Annotated in this window: 15 protein-coding genes and 3 pseudogenes; 9 read left to right on the forward strand and 9 right to left on the reverse strand. The window is 39.7% G+C overall.

The features are described 5' to 3' along the window. Positions 1 to 197: 197 nt before the first annotated feature. The 3 genes and pseudogenes from HWQ37_RS06105 (at position 198) to HWQ37_RS06115 (ending at position 3160) form a co-directional block, all read left to right on the forward strand. A pseudogene (locus tag HWQ37_RS06105) lies at positions 198 to 1308 on the forward strand (IS630 family transposase). A 317-nt stretch (positions 1309 to 1625) separates the two neighbouring features. After that, positions 1626 to 2267: a DUF4232 domain-containing protein gene (locus HWQ37_RS06110; protein ID WP_292744946.1), complete on the forward strand. Its 642-nt coding sequence runs from the start codon at positions 1626 to 1628 to the stop codon at positions 2265 to 2267. A 101-nt stretch (positions 2268 to 2368) separates the two neighbouring features. Then, the gene (locus tag HWQ37_RS06115) at positions 2369 to 3160 is read left to right on the forward strand and encodes a GH25 family lysozyme (RefSeq protein WP_292744948.1); all 792 of its coding nucleotides are present in this window, start codon (positions 2369 to 2371) and stop codon (positions 3158 to 3160) included. A 111-nt stretch (positions 3161 to 3271) separates the two neighbouring features. Here HWQ37_RS06115 and HWQ37_RS06120 read toward each other — a convergent pair whose 3' ends face one another. Continuing rightward, complete coding sequence (locus HWQ37_RS06120) at positions 3272 to 3709, reverse strand: NUDIX hydrolase (RefSeq protein WP_292744950.1); 438 nt, start codon at positions 3707 to 3709, stop codon at positions 3272 to 3274. Positions 3710 to 4095: 386 nt separating this feature from the next. On the opposite strand from HWQ37_RS06120, the gene HWQ37_RS06125 reads away from it, so the two are divergent. After that, complete coding sequence (locus HWQ37_RS06125; RefSeq protein WP_292744952.1) at positions 4096 to 4617, forward strand: P-loop NTPase family protein; 522 nt, start codon at positions 4096 to 4098, stop codon at positions 4615 to 4617. A gap of 49 nt (positions 4618 to 4666) precedes the next feature. Here HWQ37_RS06125 and HWQ37_RS06130 read toward each other — a convergent pair whose 3' ends face one another. The 6 genes from HWQ37_RS06130 to HWQ37_RS06155 all read right to left on the reverse strand — a co-directional run bounded on the left by HWQ37_RS06130 (position 4667) and on the right by HWQ37_RS06155 (position 12347). Next, complete coding sequence (locus HWQ37_RS06130) at positions 4667 to 6757, reverse strand: glycoside hydrolase family 10-like protein (protein ID WP_292744954.1); 2091 nt, start codon at positions 6755 to 6757, stop codon at positions 4667 to 4669. A 282-nt stretch (positions 6758 to 7039) separates the two neighbouring features. Next, positions 7040 to 7339 carry a hypothetical protein gene (locus HWQ37_RS06135; RefSeq protein WP_292744956.1) on the reverse strand — a complete coding sequence of 100 codons (300 nt, stop codon included), beginning with the start codon at positions 7337 to 7339 and terminating at the stop codon, positions 7040 to 7042. A gap of 313 nt (positions 7340 to 7652) precedes the next feature. Beyond that, positions 7653 to 9065, reverse strand: coding sequence for a sugar porter family MFS transporter (locus tag HWQ37_RS06140; RefSeq protein WP_292744958.1), 1413 nt, complete (start codon positions 9063 to 9065; stop codon positions 7653 to 7655). A gap of 403 nt (positions 9066 to 9468) precedes the next feature. Beyond that, entirely contained in the window at positions 9469 to 10146 is a 678-nt protein-coding gene (locus HWQ37_RS06145; protein WP_292744960.1) for an HAD family hydrolase, read from the reverse strand. A gap of 1372 nt (positions 10147 to 11518) precedes the next feature. After that, positions 11519 to 12070: an alpha/beta hydrolase gene (locus HWQ37_RS06150; protein WP_292744962.1), complete on the reverse strand. Its 552-nt coding sequence runs from the start codon at positions 12068 to 12070 to the stop codon at positions 11519 to 11521. Positions 12071 to 12131: 61 nt separating this feature from the next. Continuing rightward, a complete protein-coding gene (locus HWQ37_RS06155; protein ID WP_292744964.1) occupies positions 12132 to 12347 on the reverse strand; it encodes a bromodomain-containing protein in 216 nt (71 codons plus the stop codon). A 301-nt stretch (positions 12348 to 12648) separates the two neighbouring features. Between HWQ37_RS06155 and HWQ37_RS06160 the strand changes: the two genes are divergently transcribed. From HWQ37_RS06160 to HWQ37_RS06175, 4 genes are all read left to right on the forward strand, one after another. After that, on the forward strand, positions 12649 to 12891 hold the full coding sequence (locus HWQ37_RS06160; protein WP_257236308.1) for a DUF2281 domain-containing protein: 243 nt from the start codon (positions 12649 to 12651) through the stop codon (positions 12889 to 12891). Then, positions 12876 to 13013, forward strand: a complete 138-nt coding sequence (locus tag HWQ37_RS06165) for a type II toxin-antitoxin system PemK/MazF family toxin (protein ID WP_292744967.1) — start codon at positions 12876 to 12878, stop codon at positions 13011 to 13013. The genes HWQ37_RS06160 and HWQ37_RS06165 overlap by 16 nt, the downstream gene beginning before the upstream one ends. A gap of 568 nt (positions 13014 to 13581) precedes the next feature. Next, positions 13582 to 14043 (forward strand): pyridoxamine 5'-phosphate oxidase family protein, encoded by a 462-nt coding sequence (locus HWQ37_RS06170; RefSeq protein WP_292744969.1) that lies wholly within the window; start codon positions 13582 to 13584, stop codon positions 14041 to 14043. Between the two features lie 217 nt (positions 14044 to 14260). Then, the gene (locus HWQ37_RS06175; RefSeq protein ID WP_292744971.1) at positions 14261 to 14824 is read left to right on the forward strand and encodes a DUF411 domain-containing protein; all 564 of its coding nucleotides are present in this window, start codon (positions 14261 to 14263) and stop codon (positions 14822 to 14824) included. Positions 14825 to 14905: 81 nt separating this feature from the next. Here the strand turns inward: HWQ37_RS06175 and HWQ37_RS06180 are convergent. Next, positions 14906 to 15433 (reverse strand): annotated as a pseudogene (locus HWQ37_RS06180) (serine/threonine protein kinase); the annotation flags it as partial. A gap of 168 nt (positions 15434 to 15601) precedes the next feature. Here HWQ37_RS06180 and HWQ37_RS06185 point away from each other — a divergent pair. Next, complete coding sequence (locus HWQ37_RS06185) at positions 15602 to 16384, forward strand: Uma2 family endonuclease (RefSeq protein ID WP_292744975.1); 783 nt, start codon at positions 15602 to 15604, stop codon at positions 16382 to 16384. Between the two features lie 26 nt (positions 16385 to 16410). Here HWQ37_RS06185 and HWQ37_RS06190 read toward each other — a convergent pair. After that, positions 16411 to 16569: pseudogene (locus HWQ37_RS06190) on the reverse strand (serine/threonine protein kinase); the annotation flags it as partial. Between the last annotated feature and the right edge of the window lie 42 nt (positions 16570 to 16611).

Raw genomic sequence — 16611 nt, forward strand, 5'->3', positions numbered from 1 at the left:
TTAGCGCTCTTTTATGTCTCTGGTGAGAGAAAAATGCTGTGATTTGCTGAGATTCTTGAAATTCCTTGAAGGCTGTGAACAATACAGGCGCTGCTATGTCGGAAATATTGTGAAGTAATCAAATATAGGACTCCTATTTGATTTTTGAACAAGACTATGAGAGAATACGTAGGGAGATCAAAGTCTAATAAAGCACAATAATAAGCCAGCATTTACAAACTGCCACACAAGAATGGAAGTATTGCGCCAACAGTCAACAGAGGGAATAACATTTCATGCGATCGCGGAACTACAAGATTTTATAGCTCTGCGTCCAGGTGTGCGTGAGGTCAGGAAAGCTTTGGCAGTCAAACTGGTTTATCAAGGCTACTTGTATGATGAAATTCAAATAATTCTAGATGTATCTAGAGGCTCGATAACAGGTTGGAGAAAAGCCTACGAGGAATATGGAATTTCGGGACTGCGCTTGAACCATAAAGGGAGGAAGAGCTACCTGAATTTTGAACAGCGAGAAGAGGTGTTGAGTTGGTTGCAAACAAAGAACTGTTGGGAGCTTGGAGAACTGGAGTACAAATTAGCCTTTGAATATGATGTGGTTTATGAGTCAAAACAAAGTTACTACGATTTGTTCGATGCAGCATCTATTAATTGGAAGAAAACCACAAAACTGAACCCCAAAGCCGACGAGAATGCTGTTGCCGTAAAAAAAAAGAGATTGAAACATTATTAGCAAATCATCGCAAGTCAATCGAAACAGGAAAATTAAGAGTACTGCTAATTGATGAGTGTCATTTAATGTGGGGAGATTTAAGTGGTTACGTATGGGGAAAAAGTGACCAAGAAATAGCGGTGAGAGTCATTAATGAACGAGATAAGCAGACATACTATGGGGCAGTTGACTATCTGGAGGGAAAATTAGTTCTTAAAGCAAATGAAGCGGGAAACTCAAAAAACACCATTGACTACCTACAATACCTGCTAGCTGACTCTCCCGACCAGCAATTACTAATTTTTTGGGATGGTGCTAGTTATCACCGTTCTAAAGAAATCCGAGATTTTTTAGACTCTGTTAATCAAAGTTTGCCAACCGAGCAATGGAAAATACATTGTGTTCGCTTTGCCCCCAATTGCCCAATACAAAATCCAATTGAGGATATCTGGTTACAAGCCAAAACATGGGTCAGACGTTTTTGTGCTTTGGTTCCAACATTTTCTCATTTAAAGTGGATGTTTGAGTGGTTTATTAGACACACGACCTTTGATTTCGACACTCTACAGATGTACGGAGCTTATTCAAAAATCAAATAGGATTCCTATAATTCAAGTTGCTAATTATGTAGATAGGCAATCTGAAGAGGCATAAATCCATTTCTCTACATTATTCAAAAGTCCAAAGCAAAGATCGCGTTTTGTCAATATATTTATTTCTCCATAAGCTTGCACTGAATTATTACTCCTTCTCTACAAGACACTATGCGATCGCAGTTCGTTTAATAATTAGGTAGATGGATCATCATAGCTAATTGGTATAATACCAAACGCACGACAAGGTAGATATTGTGAATTTGGAAACTTATACTGGATATGAAGCATCAGTGTAGGTAGTTTACTACAAAAAAGAAGATATGCGAATTTTAATTATGGAAAGCAGTATGTTGTTGCTCCTAACTGCGATGACAACTGGCTGTGTCGGTTCTTCCTCTGTTACAAAACAGCCGCAAGCTTTGCCAGCAAGCACTGAGCAGCCGACGAAAGAAGCTGTCTTGACCTCAACACCTACATCGGCTGCAAAACCTCTAGAGAATTCTACCCCTGAAGCCACTACTGCCACAAATCCGACGCGCTGTGAAACTAGTCAATTGTCAGTGCGCCGAGTCTCCCAAGATGCTGGTGTTGGGAATGTTGCACTCACCTACGCCTTCACCAATAACGCCTCATCCCCTTGCACCCTCAACGGTTATCCGGGATTGGCACTACTGGATGCAAAAGATCAACCTTTGCAGGGGATTAAAGTTATTCGCTCTAAGGATACTTACTTTTCGAGTAAGCAACCTCGACAACAAGTAACTCTGGCTCCTGGAAAACAAGCCTCATTTCAGATAGCATACAACCACATTAGTTCCCCAGAGAAAAACTGCCCAATATCTAGTAAAATCGAAATCACGCCTCCTAATGCTTACCAGCACTTTACTCTCACAGAACAAATCAAGCCTTGTACAGGCAAAGTTAGAGTGACTCCAGTACGAGCCGTTAACACTCAACCCTAGTAAATTTCTGTAATTTACTCAAAAACCCAGAAAAAGCATAAATGTAATCAAAGCCTCTGATAAGTTCAGGATTGTACTAATCAAAAAGGTTAAAAAATTCTATGGAAGGAATTGATGTTGCCGATCAAGACGGCAGAGTAGATTGGACAGCAGTAAAAAACTCTGGTAAAACTTTTGCGTTTGTCAAAGCCACAGAAGGAGTAAGCATCAAAGATTCTACTTTTGCTCATCACTGGCAAACCATGAAAGCTGTTGGCATTATTCGGGGTGCTTATCATTTCTTTCACCCCCATACATCTGACCCGGTTCAGCAAGCAAAGGAATTCTTAAAAACTTTAGGCCAATTAGAACCGGGAGACTTACCACCAGTCATAGATGTAGAGGTAAATGACAAAGTAAATAGCCAAGCAGTAATTAATGCGGCGAAGTTGTGGTTAGCAGAGGTAGAAAAAGCCCTTTTACAACAAACAAAAAAACCAATCAAACCAATTATTTATACCTTCCCCAGTTTTTGGACAGAACTTGGTAATCCATCTGATTTTGCTAGTTATCCATTATGGATTGCCCACTACGGAACTAGGAACCCAACTATTCCTGGTGCTTGGCAGGGACAATACTTAATCCATCAATATGAAGGTGATATATCTGGTGTAACTGGTGTTAGTGGTCGAGCCGATTTGAATAGATTTAATGGATTGCAGCTAGGAGATTCTGGGCTAAGAGTAAAACAATTACAACAGCAATTAAAAGATATTGGATTATATACTGATGCCATTGATGGGCGTTTTTCTGAGTCAGTTAAGAATGCAATTATTAGTTTCCAAACATCTAAGAAATTGCAAGCTGATGGAATTGTCGGTATAAAAACTTGGGTAGCTTTACTATGGATTTAAGTAAGTTGGCGTGAATAAATAAAGCTTTATAGTAAGGTTTGGAGCAGTTGACTACAAACCTTTAATTAATTTTATATTGCATAATATAGTTTGATTTATTCTTGCCACAACTTAACATCGTAATGCACAAAATTCAGATTTGACCTCGAAAAAACCTTTAAGGATTCGTTTGAGTGAATTAAACTTAACCCGCCTGATAGCTTTATTGACTTCTACCCACTGCCGTTTTCTTTTACTTGCTTCTGGATAATCTTCACTCAGCATATCGACTGATAATAAATACATCTTGACGCAGTAAATTTTGCCTTGTTTGCGGTACTTGTAAGTTCCTAGTTTATTTGCATCTACTTTCCCAATTATCCCTGCTTCTTCCCACGCCTCTTTAGCTGCTGAAGCCGGGGGACTCATGCCATTAGGGATATCTCCTTTCGGAATCACCCAATGTTGAAAGTCACGGGTTGTAATTAGCAAGATTTCAACTTTACCATTGTTCACTCTGTAAGGAATCACCCCAGACTGTTTAAACACTTTGCTGGCTTTTCGACTCATGTAATTTACATCCTGTACTGACTAGTTTTGTACAATGCTTACTTCAGAAAGTCTAGAGCTGATACCGGATAATTTTTGGTTAATTCTAAGTTATGAAAAAGTTAAAAAATGCTTTTTACTTAAATAGAGTTAATTATCGAAACAGAATTCAGGAGTCAGGAGCCAAAAAAAAGCCTCAAATTTATATGCACAGAGACTTTGAAATCGTTAAGCCTAGTAGTCTGTGTCATTAATTTTGCTGGGTTAAGAAAACGAACCGCAAAGGACGCAAAGAGCGCAAAGTTAAGAGGTAAAGAAGATAAATTTAAAACTGATTCACAGACTTTTATTGTTTCGTGACAAGCTTGTGCAAAATTCGACTTGATTGCACTAAAAGGAGAGTGGCGATGAAAAAAGTAGCGGTGTTTGGCAATGCTGGAGGCGGGAAATCAACTCTAAGCAAGAGATTATCTCAAATCACTGATTTACCACTTTACGTCTTGGACAAGATTAAATATCAATCAGGAGGCATAGAGGTTCCACATGAAGACTATAAGCAAGCCCATCAGCAAATTTTAGTTACTGACCAATGGATTATTGATGGGTTTGGTTGCATGGAAACTCTCTGGCTACGACTTGACGAGGCAGATACTCTAGTTTTTGTCGATTTACCGCTATATGTGCATGCATGGTGGGTAACTAAACGACTAATCACAGGTTACTTTAAACCGCCAGAAGGCTGGCCTCCCAATAGTCCAATATTAAGGAGTTCACTTCTTAGCTACCGCGTGCTTTGGTTGTGTTACAAATATTTAACCCCAAAATATCGTGAGTATATCGAGCATGCTCAAAGCATCAAAAATGTTTATCACATTCGCTCGACTAAACAAATTTTGCAATTTTTTGAATCAATTAATGCAGGAGACTAACTTTGTTGCTTCTTTACAAAGTTGTCGGGAATTTAGACAGCACTTTTGTTTAACTAACTGTAATAACTGTTCCCACACTCTCATTGGCCAATCTGTCCACTGCACACACGGCATAGGTTCCCGCTTGTTGGACGGTAGCGAAGGTTGTGCCAGCAGACAAAATTCGTTGAATTGTCCAAGTATCGCCACTCAGCCGATAAAGTGTCCAGGAACGAACTGGCTGATTATCTCCAGGCTGCCAACTAAGTTTGCGGTTATTGACTTGTAGTCCGATGGGTGGAGGTGGTGGTGTTGTATCTTGCCAAGGCAAAGTTGGCGGTAGCGCAGGTTTGTTATAAAGCAGACTTTGAAATTTATCAGCAATGCCCTGACTATTTTCTGTCAAAACACTGAGATTAAAAAAGATATTCCCCAGTGATAATTGTCCAGCTTGGCTACGACTAATTTTCACCTGCTTTTCAATTTCATCACTTTCCCGACTTTTGTTGCTTGGTTCTGTCAGATTGTTACCAGCGTAAACGTGTCTTTGTTTTGTGTTTACTTGTGTCCACCACTTTAGCAACGCTGGATAACTTTGTTGTGGTTGGTCTGTGCGCCAGTAAAGTTGAGGGGCGATATAATCAATCCAGCCTTCTTCTAACCATTTTTTGGAGTCAGCATACAGCACGTTGTAAGCATCTAACCCAGTAATACCAGTGGGTTGTCCGGGGCGATAAATCCCAAAAGGACTGATACCAAATTTAACGTCGGGTTTGGTTGTTTTAATTCCCTGCCAAAGGCGCTGTACCATTTTGTTAACATTATCCCGTCGCCAGTCGCCAAGGCTGAGTGTACCACCGGCTGCTTTATATGCAGCGTAGGTTTTATCATCGGGGAAAGGTTGTCCCTCAATGGGATATGGATAGAAATAATCATCTAAGTGAATGCCATCAACATCGTAGCGCTTCACTACGTCGAGAATTACGTTATACGCCCTATCCTGAACTATTTTTAGTCCTGGGTCCATCCAGCGTTGGGTTTTCCACAAATAAACGCTTTCTGGATTGGTAGCTGCTATGTGAGGACGGACTGTTTTAGCTGGGTCGGTGGAGGTGCTAGCGCGGTAGGGGTTAAACCAAGCATGGAGTTCAATATTGCGCTTGTGACATTCTGCGATCGCAAACGCTAAAGGATCGTAAAATGGTTCTGGTGCTTTCCCTTGAGTTCCTGTAATCCAAGCACTCCAAGGCTCTAATTGAGATTCATACAAAGCGTCTCCCTCTGGCCGCACCTGGAAAATCAGGGCATTGAAGTTTAGCGCTTGTAATTTAGTAATAATCTCGGTAAGTTCTGCTTTTTGTTGAGCAACAGAAAGTCCTGGTTTGGAAGGCCAATCACCATTCCACACAGATACTACCCATGCTCCTCGAAACTCCCGGTTATGATTTACTCTAACGCTACCGATAGGTGTCGGCGTTGGAGTTGGTGTGGGTGCTGGAGTTGGTATTGGTGTCGGCGTTGGTGTGGGTATCGGTGTCGGCGTTAATATTGGCGGCTGTATTAGATAACTAGAGGCAATTTTTTCTGCCTGACCTAAATACACCAAAGCTTGATAAATAATCACTGCCACATCTGCGCGGGTGGCTGCGAGATTAGGATTGAGTAATTTAATATTTGGGAAACTAACCACCAATCCGGCGCTAGTGGCAATAGCTACGTGATTTCTACCATACTCAGGAATCTGAACAGAATCTTGATAAATTTGTGAGAGTTTTGAAAGGAGGTCAGGTTTTACCTTGGTGGCAATTTCTAAACCTCCTACCAAGGAAACCAAGACTTCTACTCTAGTAATTCGGTTAGCAGAACGGAAAGTTTTATCAGGAAACCCGCTAATAAATGCTTTTTCGTAAGCTGTTTTAATGGCAGCTGCAGCCCAATAATTCGTGGGTACATCAACAAAGGGAACATACTGCCGCTTCTTGGAAACTGTGCCAAATGCGTTGGCGATGATGGCAGCAAATTCAGCACGGGTAAGTGAATTATCGGGGCGATAAGTACCATTAGGCAACCCGTTGACAATACCGCGTTGGGCTAAGGCTGTAATAAATGAGCGTGCCCAATGGTTTTGAATATCCGAGAAGGGAGTAGCAATAGATACCATTGTTAATTGCAGCTAGCTGGCCTTGATTTTGATTTCCTTAGTTAATTTAGCAATTTTGTTGGCGTAGGCATAGCCAGTCGTAGGAATCGCTGCTGCAATGTCTTGTGAACTTTTTTGGGTATTGGGTATTGGAGACTGGGGATTAAGTATTCAATACTGGCTTGAGGCAGCTACTCAAGTTTGAGTTTGGATATTCATTGTCAAAAGCCTGAAAATCTAGTTGTCTATTAAACCCTAAAACTGTCCCAGTCAGATAGAAACCGGAAACTTACCCCACCAGAATTAGTTAATAGTTTTTAACCTCTCGTACATACTAAGTATTTTAAAGGCCATGTGCCGGACTTCTTCATCATCTATTTTACTAAAAGTTTTTTGGATTGTTTCTTGATTAGCTTCTGTATTACATCTCGTAATATCTATAGAAAGCTGACGAAAATCGAATTGTATTTCTTGAGGAATCTCATATTCTTTAAGATGCATAAGATTGCATGAGTAAGCATCAAATAATCTTCTGCGAAGAGAGTAATCACCCGTAGCTAAAGTATAGACCGCCGCATAAAACTTTTCCCAGACATTAGACATAAATATCTCCTTAGACTAATTAAACTATGTAGCAGACATCAAAGTAAGCGAAAGCACGAGTTTGGCGAAGGGAATTTACAGATTACAGACAACTTAAATCACTCTCAATACTGTTCGGTTAAAGGCAAAAACGAAAGAGACTCATGTTTTGAATACATCCTTAAGAGAATCAAAAAGGAAGCAAAGAGTGCTTATACGAGCCGTGTTAAAGCCACTCTTTAACTTATAATTTTAAGATAATCGTAAGTAAATTTAATCTTGATAAACCTATTTACTACTTCATATCTTCAATTACAAGATAGATTATTAGTCTTCACATTTCTTCTAATTCTTGACCCTTTGTCTCTCTCACTAAAAAAGCAACAAAAAAGATGGAAATAGCTGATGCAATAGTGTAAAGACCATAAGTAAACCCTAAACCAAAAGACTTTATTAAGGGAAGAAATGAAATGGCTACGATAAAGTTTGCAATCCACTGGATAGCAACGGAAAAAGAAAGAGCGGCAGTGCGAATCTGATTATTAAACATCTCTCCTAACAGCACCCAAACAACTGGCCCCCAAGAAAATCCAAAGAATACAAGATACAGGTTAGTTGCTAAAAGTGCAATAATTGCTGCTGTACCAGTGAGAATCGGATTGCCTGTATCTGGAGCAATGAAAGCATTGCCAAACACAAGTGTCAAAGTACCTAGAGTCATCGTCATACCAATTGAACCCAGTAGCAATAGAGGCTTACGACCTAACTTGTCAACATAGGCAATTGCAATCCACGTAGTCAAAATATTGACAACTCCAGTAATCACAGTAATCAGCAAAGAATCCTTTTCTGAAAACCCAACTACTTGCCACAAAATATTGCTGTAGTAGAAAATAACATTGATTCCAACGAACTGTTGCAGAATAGATAACCCTATTCCAATCCAGACAATCGGCAGTAATCCACCTCTGCGACTCAGCAAGTCAGAGAATTTAGACTGGTGCTGGGTTAAAACAGTCTGGCGAATCTCTTGTATTTTGGCTTCGACATTACCCCCCACAACTTTTTTTAAAACATTCGCTGCTTCTAGATATCGTCCTTGTGCTACCAAATATCGAGGTGATTCTGGAATCATCAATACAGCGACCCCATAAAGAATGGCAGGAGGGGTTTTTGTCCAAAGCATCCAACGCCATGCTGAAATTCCGAACCAAAATGGTCTTTCGCCTGAACCACCTGCGGCCAATGCAATAAAGTAGTCGCAAAGTAGACCGATAAAAAATCCTACTACAATTGCCATTTGTGGTAGCGAAATAAGACTCCCGCGTAAGTGGGAAGGTGCAACCTCAGCAATATAGGCAGGAGTAATTACACTTGCCATACCTACTGCAACTCCACCTAATACACGCCAAAATATTAAGTCCCAAATAGTACCTACCATTCCAGAACCAATTGCACTTACACTGAAGAGAATTGAAGCAGTAAGCATTGTTTTGCAGTAACCTTGTCTCTGTACTATGGGTCCTGCTATTAATGCTCCTAAAACAGACCCAATAATTGCACAAGATACAACAAAACCGATCATTACATTATCTGCGTTAAGCGCTTTTGACACAGCTAAAATAGCTCCATTAATCAGAGCATTATCAAAACCAAGCAAAAAACTACCTAGTGCCGCAGCACAGACAATCATAACGAGAAACGAGATGTTTTGCTCTTGATTAAGAGTAGATTGTTTTAAAGTCATGAAACCCGTCCAAAAAGTTTGGTGTACAAAGATTTGAGCGTGTAATGATTAACTAGTCTGTTAGTGTGAGCAGAAACCTGAGTATTAACGTAAAGATTTGATTCATGGAAATACAAATGCATATATCCCAATTTTTACAGTAGTAAAAATTAGATATAGGGTCTGAAATGAATGGCACTAAGAAAAGCCCAAAAGCCTGTGTAGCCTCGTTCCCAGCCTCCAGGCTGGGAACCAGTCAGGGCAAGGGCTGTATCTTAACTTAGTGCCATTCGGGTCTGCAATCTTATTTAATGCTTACGAGCATCTTGATTCTGACCGGAGTAACGGAAACGTCTCTGGCTCCGCTCCTGACTTGATAATTCTGAATTGTGAATTCTTTTTCAACAATTAATGAATATTGAGCCTATATCCAGATGTCGCTGGTAACTCTTGAAGAAGAATTGAGCAATTCCCACAACGGCTCGGCATTGAAATCAGGGATTGCAATTTTGGCTCCGGCTTTACACAGACAATCTGGATTTTGACTTGAGGCAATACCAATTGTATAGATACCTGCTCCTACAGATGAACAAATACCTGTTGGAGAGTCTTCAAAGGCAATTGCTGACTCTGGGCTAATATTTAAGCGATGAAGAGCTAAACGGTAAGGGGCTGGGTCAGGCTTACCTGCTACTGCCTCTTCAGCCAAAATCACAGTATCGAAGGCATTTGTCAAACCTAATACTTTTAGGGTCAAAATGGCGTTCTGACGTGGTGCATTCGTTACAACTGCTCGTTTAAGTCCACACTTTTGACTCCATCTGAGTATTTTAGCTAAACCATCCAGAGGTTTTAATTCTAGAGCGAACTCGTGGAAACGAGTTTCTTTTTTTTCAGCTAACTTTTGCCCTTCTTTAGATGACAGAGAAGGTAAGATACTTGCAATAACTTGAGAGTTAAGTCCTCCATTCATCCGGGTTTTGTAGAATTCTTCATCAATCTCTAGTCCATAGCTTATGAGTGTTTCGTGCCACGCTTTATAATGTAATGGCTCAGTGTTTACTAAAGTCCCGTCCAAGTCAAATAAGATCGCAGAAAGCATAGTTTTTCAGTACGTAATGAAGAAATGCAGGTTTCCAGATAGTAAATAGTCAGTAATGAAAACTGGTAGCCGAAACTAAGCAATAACAGGAGATACTGAAAGCCTTGCTGAATAAAATCTAGTAAGCAAAAGTTAGGCTGTTCATTGCTTAGTATGCTAAATCCATACACTAAAAAGCTCGAAACTATTGCTAGGCAATAATAGCAATTGTTATTGCTAGCCTTTTATGCTTATGCGCCAAATTTAGGCTTCTAACCTGGATTTTAAAGTCAAGTTCTGATACTTAACTAAAGGTTCAGCATAATAGGTACGGAAGAACCAAAAGTTATTACATCTAGGTTGCTCTCATCTGAAGTTTAGACTAATGCACATGGGAAAATGACTCAGCAAGGGTAGTAGTTAGGTCGAAGGAGAAGGGAGCATCCAGTTTTGGAAGATATACAATTTCTGGGAAAATAGAAGAAGAGAAAAAAAAAGTGTGTATCACCAACCATGGCCCAAGATAAACAAGAACGTATCAAAATCTGTTTGCGAGAACTCGCAACATTTATCTACTGTGAAGCAGATAAAAACTAGAGTTGTGTTTAAGAAACATTGATGATTTCAACAAGTTAAATGGATGCAATTAAGCTGTTGATACATTAGCATGAATCTTCTTAAATCTTAATTTAAGCTTTGATTAAGCATAGTTAAAAATTAATTTTTAACTATAGCAGTCCTCAGTTTGGTGCAATATGGAACCCATTTGGGAGCTATCCATTCGCTACTTGTGGATAGAGTTTTTGCAGGGCAGCTGATGGTGATAGCCGTGGTCTAGCAGGATGGTAATCTTAAGAATGTTGACAGGCTTGGCTCGAAAGTAATCCAGGTTGTGGCTCAAGAGTTGAATTAAGCAAATATACCTGGCGATTAGAAATCGCGGCTACACAAACCAAGTCCGCCTACGCGGACTCAAAACAAAGCGTAAGTTTTTGTCCAACGGGATACCGGGAGCCACTGAGAAGCCTACACTGCATGCTTGCATCAGTGTAGGAGTATGTCACTATTCCGTCTATTATGCCTTTGCTAAAAACCAGACGTAAATATTTATTTCACCCCAAATAAGCGTTTTGTCTAACTCACATACTTGAGTTTTTGTAAATATGTCAATATATATATTAGTGGACTGGCGCTCTAGAACCCCATCCACACGCCACTACTTGTGATGCCATAAAACGGTCGAGTAGGGAGGCAAGTCTTTCGGCAAATCACACCAGTTACAACCATTTTTTAGTTGCTATGAAGATGCTATCCAGGATTTGGTGCTTTCTCCATCGCGGCGGTCTGACTTTATTTTTGATCATAGTTCATTGCCTGAGATCCCAAATGGGTTTTATAAAAGTTCTGCAAGATTGCTTAAGCGTTCATAAACAGAGATGAGGCGATCGCCTTCAAGTTCAACAGAAGTATTTGGATAATTCTGAATGGCTCCAAGTAGTGTAACTTCACCATTTTGTTTAATGGATGTACTTAAAGCGCTTCGCAAGGCCTCCCGATCTAGTTGTCCTGCGGGAGGGTGAACTACCTCACCAATTTGGTTAACTAAAATTGGCCCTGCCCAACTAGCCAGTAAGCTATTTAAAAAGGCAGCATCAGCTTTTATTGGGGCTGTTAGTGCTTTACGAGCTACTGCGGGGTCTTGTTGCGCCGCCTGTAAATAAGCTCTTAATGTTGGGGTAGTCTTGCCAGTTTCTGTAAACTGACTTAATTCTTCAACAGATATTTGCCCCTGAAAAGTACCATATTTTAAAATAACTTGCTCGGCTGCATTAGCATTAGTAGTTGAGAATAGAACAATAGCGCCTACGCCTAAAGCTATTGTCTGAGTGAGTAACTTAGTAAATTTCTTATTATTTAATCGATTGAAAAGTTGATAAATTTGCATTTTGTTAAACTTAATAATGGTATGGAGCAGACATAGACAAAAAATGCCTATGTCTTATATATTAAATCTTCTCATTAGGCGAAGCTGCATGAGGTAGTATTGATTGCTCTTCGTCTAAAGTTGGTGCGGGTACGCCCAAGTGCTTCCTTGTAGTTTCTTCAGCAAGCTTTCGGTCTTGTTCGTTCTCGAACTGACTCTCATCTAATAAATGAGGATTTTTTGCTGCTTCATCTCGGCTTGGCCGATAACCATTTTTCCACCTGTACTTCCAGTCCATAGCTTAAAAGGCAGATATCCTGCAATTTGATTTCCTAGTTGTTTATAGTAGACGCTGAATGGAAAGTGATACTCCTGCTATGGGTTGAAGAGGCTCATTCATAGGGTATAATTTTAACATTTTAGGGTAAACATACTTTACTGCGTAAATTTTAATACTTTAATACGCAAATAACAAGTTATGAGTGGCGATCGCCAATCTAATAACTATTGTCATGATGATCTGCGATCGCTACTGGTGTTACATAAAATTTTCCAGTTGCAGGATTTATTTAATTTTATATTTTCATTCAAAAATAGATATGATAAATATTATTTTAGATATTGCCCAAACACATAATCAGACAATTATGCTTAAAGAACAGATTACACAAGAACTAGAAAAATTACCTGAACCTCTGTTACAGGAAATTTTAGATTTTGTTCAATTTTTACAAGCAAAGTACCAAAAAGATAAAATTTTAGAAATCACCATTATGAGTGAATCATCACTGCAAAAAGATTGGTTAAAACCAGAGGAAGATACAGCATGGCAGGATTTGTAAAAGGAGATGTTGTTATTGTTCCATTTCCCTTTTCAGATTTAACTCAGACAAAACGCAGACCTGCTTTAGTTATTGCTACACTTCAGGGGAATGACCTGATTCTTTGCCAAATTACTAGCTAATCAGTTAGTGATATCTATGCTATTGAACTGAATAATAGTAATTTTAGCTACGGTCGATTGAATCAGCCAAGTAATATCAGACCAAATCGAATTTTTACTGCTGATAAAGAAATTGTTTTATATCAAGCAGGTCAAATAAAACCTGAAAAATTAACAGAGGTGATTAATAAAGTTATTGAAATTATACAGTACTAAAGGCTGTAGTTCTATCGAGTATTTGACTAAGTTGGACTGGTGACACGTGGTTTGGTAACTGTGGTAGACTTTATCACCCTAAAGTTACAGAGGCACTTTGAATTTAGTGCCAAATTTATAAAATTTATGTCTAAAGAAATAAGCACAAAATTAACCTGACTATACCTAAAAATTGTCTATGCACAGAACAGTCACTCTCAAGAAATATCTCTATAGGTATAACTAAAAAAGCTATTTTTATTATAATTACACCTTTAGGATCACGTAATTGAAACTAAAAAGGTTAATACTGAAAAATAACTTTATCAGCATTAAATCTGGTTGTAATCAAAAATTACAGCCCAGATAACAAATAGAGAAAAAAGTACAAACAATGACAACTTCTACAGACCGCGATCAACAGATTAAAAAACTGCGTGAACTAATCAAAGATATTGATTATGGTATGTTTACCACAGTCGATGATGATGGCAGTTTGCATAGTTACCCCATGTCAAAGAGTGGTGAGATTAACTCTGATAGCATACTCTGGTTCTTTACTTATGCTGGTTCCCATAAGGTGACTGAAATTGAACACCATAAGCAGGTCAATGTTAGTTTCTCTTCACCCGAACAGCAGCGATACGTTTCTATCTCAGGTACAGCAGAACTTGTGAAAGACCGTAACAAGATGCGAGAGCTATGGAAGCCGGAACTTCAAACCTGGTTTTCTAAAGGACTAGACGAACCCGATATTGCTTTGCTGAAGGTGAATATTAATCAGGTTAATTATTGGGATAGTGTATCGAGTTTCAAGCCACAAACAATTAGTTTTTTGACACCATCACGACTTTAAATAATTCGTAATTCGTAATTCGTAATTCGTAATTAAGAATTCAATTACGAATTATTTTAAGACATCGCCTGTGGTTTACAATAGAAGTGAACTACCCACCAAAATATAAATCATGGGGCGATCGCCTCAATAAAAGCGATCGCTTTATGTTGTATTTAGAAAGCATCAGATGTCGCACCAAAAATTGATTTATTGCTGGCAAAAATGGTTACTTCCTATGTTAATACCTGCCACTGTGCAAATAGTGGTTCTAACATTAGGGGTGTTGTGCATCTTGGGAAGCACTGCTTCTATGAGTCATGCTCAAACTGTTTTTCCTAATTCTGTTGCAGGTAATGCTCAACTGATAAGTGGTACTAGGCAGATTCAGGAACAACAGACACCATTAAAATCAACAGTGCTAAATGCCACTGTCTATCACAGTCCCGATTGTAACTGTTGTGGCGGGTGGATTGAGCATTTAAAAGCACAGGGTTTTAAAATCACAGATTTTTCTACGCCTGACATCGAAACAGTCAAACAAAAGTACAACGTGCCGGATAACTTGTCATCTTGCCACACAGCAATTGTTAATGGATATGTCATCGAAGGACACGTTCCAGCAAACGACATCAAACGTCTGCTTCAAGAAAAGCCAAATGTTGTTGGTTTATCTGTTCCTCAAATGCCTGTAGGCACTCCAGGGATGGAAATGGGGAATCGAAAAGACCCCTTTTCTGTGCTTTCGTTCGATCGCAAGAACTCAGTTGCAGTATTCAATCAGTATCGTGGTCAGTCTTGAGTGAATTAAACCAATTCGCTTTTTCGCCCATTTGCAATTACGTTTTGTGACGGGGATTTAGACCCCGCTTTCCACATACTTGCGGCTTATTAGAAGAGAGGACTTAAACCCGCCGAAGTTTGTTAACTCAATTAGTACCGCTTCCGGCTGTCCTTCCCGCACTCGCAAAAAGATATTTCCTGGATGCACATCTCGATGAATCAACCGATTTTTATGTACTTCGATCAGCGCTTCCCCAATTTGTTGAATGTAGCGTAAAGCCTCTGTTTCAGAAAGTATTTGTTGGCGACGGTCAGCTAAACTCACACCATCCACATACTCCATTACTAGACACCAGTGTTCTGCTTCTTTGAACGGTTCTGCAACCTGCACAATATGTTTGTGTTTACATTGAGTAAGTTTTACCGCCTCCTGCCAAAACATCGTTTCTAGTCGTCCGCGTTCCAACTGATTCAGGGAATTTAGTAAATCATCATTTAAGGTTTTAATGACTTGGCGATCGCCATTCTGATTTCTTACCAAATAAGTAATGCCAAAGCGTCCTCTTCCCAACTCTTTTTCAATGGTGTATTTTCCACCTTGCAAGCGATCGCCAGCTACCCAAGCCATCTTTGCAACTCCCAAAATGCTTAGATTAATTCTCACACAAGATAGCCTTAATAACTTGAGCCTAGCTTTGTAAAAAAACTGCGATGTTTACGACGGGCTACGCCTACGCTTTTTTCTCCCTCTATTGCTAAACTAAAAACAACCTTTAGCTAGTGCAAAGGTAACTTTATGACCTCTACCATCAACTCCACTGACCTCACCCCTTTCCCAGACCACACGCAGCTACCAGAGTCTGATGGCACATTTGTGAAAAACTTCCAGGAACATCCCCAAAGCATTCTCATTACCGACTCAATTCAACCGATATTACAAAAACTTCACCCTGATGGGCAATATTGTATTGGTCAAGATTGTGGCATCTATTGGCGGATGACTGACCCACCAGAAAAAGGCGCAGTCGCACCAGACTGGTTTTATGTCGCCAATGTCCCGCCCTTACTCGATGGACAAATCCGCAGGTCTTATGTAATATGGCGAGAATTTATTGCCCCATTAATTGCCTTAGAATTTGTCTCTGGTGATGGTAGTGAAGAGCGAGATCAAACACCTTGGAAAGGCAAATTTTGGATTTATGAGCAAGTGATTCGGACTCCGTTTTACGGCATTTATGAAGTGGATAAAGCCAGCGTAGAAGTGTATCACTTAATTGAGGGCAAGTATCAGCCATTATCAGCAAACGAACGGGGACATTATCTCATACATCCTTTAGGCGTTGAGCTAGGTATCTGGCATGGAGTTAACCAAAATATGGAATTGCCCTGGTTACGTTGGTGGGATTTGCAAGGTAATTTGTTGTTGACTGGCGACAAAAGAGCAGAACTTGAACACCAACGCGCCCAACAAGAACACCAACGTGCTGAACTTGAACACCAACGTGCTGAACAAGAACGCCAACGAAATGAGATTCTGATTGCTCAATTGCGATCGCTCGGCGTTGAACCAGAAGTCTAATATTTTGGAATCAGGTTAAAACTGGTAGAGGTGCAATTTAGTAAATCGTCATTTAAGGTTTTAATGACTTGGCGATCGCCATTCTGATTTTTCACCAAATAGGTGATGCCAAAGCGTCCTCTTCCCAATTCTCTTTCAATGGTGTATTTTCCACCTTGCAAGCGATCGCCAGCTACCCAAGCCATCTTTGCAACTCCCAAAATGCTTAGATTAATTCTCACACAAGA

Source organism: Nostoc sp. NMS4 (assembly GCF_017115095.1).
Classification (GTDB): domain Bacteria; phylum Cyanobacteriota; class Cyanobacteriia; order Cyanobacteriales; family Nostocaceae; genus Nostoc.

What these genes read in the sequence shown, in the direction of transcription:
- HWQ37_RS06110 (WP_292744946.1), top strand. Translation starts at nt 1,626, where the DNA reads ATGCGAATTTTAATTATGGAAAGCAGTATGTTGTTGCTCCTAACTGCG.
- HWQ37_RS06115 (WP_292744948.1), top strand. Translation starts at nt 2,369, where the DNA reads ATGGAAGGAATTGATGTTGCCGATCAAGACGGCAGAGTAGATTGGACA.
- HWQ37_RS06120 (WP_292744950.1), bottom strand. Translation starts at nt 3,709, where the DNA reads ATGAGTCGAAAAGCCAGCAAAGTGTTTAAACAGTCTGGGGTGATTCCT.
- HWQ37_RS06125 (WP_292744952.1), top strand. Translation starts at nt 4,096, where the DNA reads ATGAAAAAAGTAGCGGTGTTTGGCAATGCTGGAGGCGGGAAATCAACT.
- HWQ37_RS06130 (WP_292744954.1), bottom strand. Translation starts at nt 6,757, where the DNA reads ATGGTATCTATTGCTACTCCCTTCTCGGATATTCAAAACCATTGGGCA.
- HWQ37_RS06135 (WP_292744956.1), bottom strand. Translation starts at nt 7,339, where the DNA reads ATGTCTAATGTCTGGGAAAAGTTTTATGCGGCGGTCTATACTTTAGCT.
- HWQ37_RS06140 (WP_292744958.1), bottom strand. Translation starts at nt 9,065, where the DNA reads ATGACTTTAAAACAATCTACTCTTAATCAAGAGCAAAACATCTCGTTT.
- HWQ37_RS06145 (WP_292744960.1), bottom strand. Translation starts at nt 10,146, where the DNA reads ATGCTTTCTGCGATCTTATTTGACTTGGACGGGACTTTAGTAAACACT.
- HWQ37_RS06150 (WP_292744962.1), bottom strand. Translation starts at nt 12,070, where the DNA reads ATGCAAATTTATCAACTTTTCAATCGATTAAATAATAAGAAATTTACT.
- HWQ37_RS06155 (WP_292744964.1), bottom strand. Translation starts at nt 12,347, where the DNA reads ATGGACTGGAAGTACAGGTGGAAAAATGGTTATCGGCCAAGCCGAGAT.
- HWQ37_RS06160 (WP_257236308.1), top strand. Translation starts at nt 12,649, where the DNA reads ATGATAAATATTATTTTAGATATTGCCCAAACACATAATCAGACAATT.
- HWQ37_RS06165 (WP_292744967.1), top strand. Translation starts at nt 12,876, where the DNA reads ATGGCAGGATTTGTAAAAGGAGATGTTGTTATTGTTCCATTTCCCTTT.
- HWQ37_RS06170 (WP_292744969.1), top strand. Translation starts at nt 13,582, where the DNA reads ATGACAACTTCTACAGACCGCGATCAACAGATTAAAAAACTGCGTGAA.
- HWQ37_RS06175 (WP_292744971.1), top strand. Translation starts at nt 14,261, where the DNA reads ATGTTAATACCTGCCACTGTGCAAATAGTGGTTCTAACATTAGGGGTG.
- HWQ37_RS06185 (WP_292744975.1), top strand. Translation starts at nt 15,602, where the DNA reads ATGACCTCTACCATCAACTCCACTGACCTCACCCCTTTCCCAGACCAC.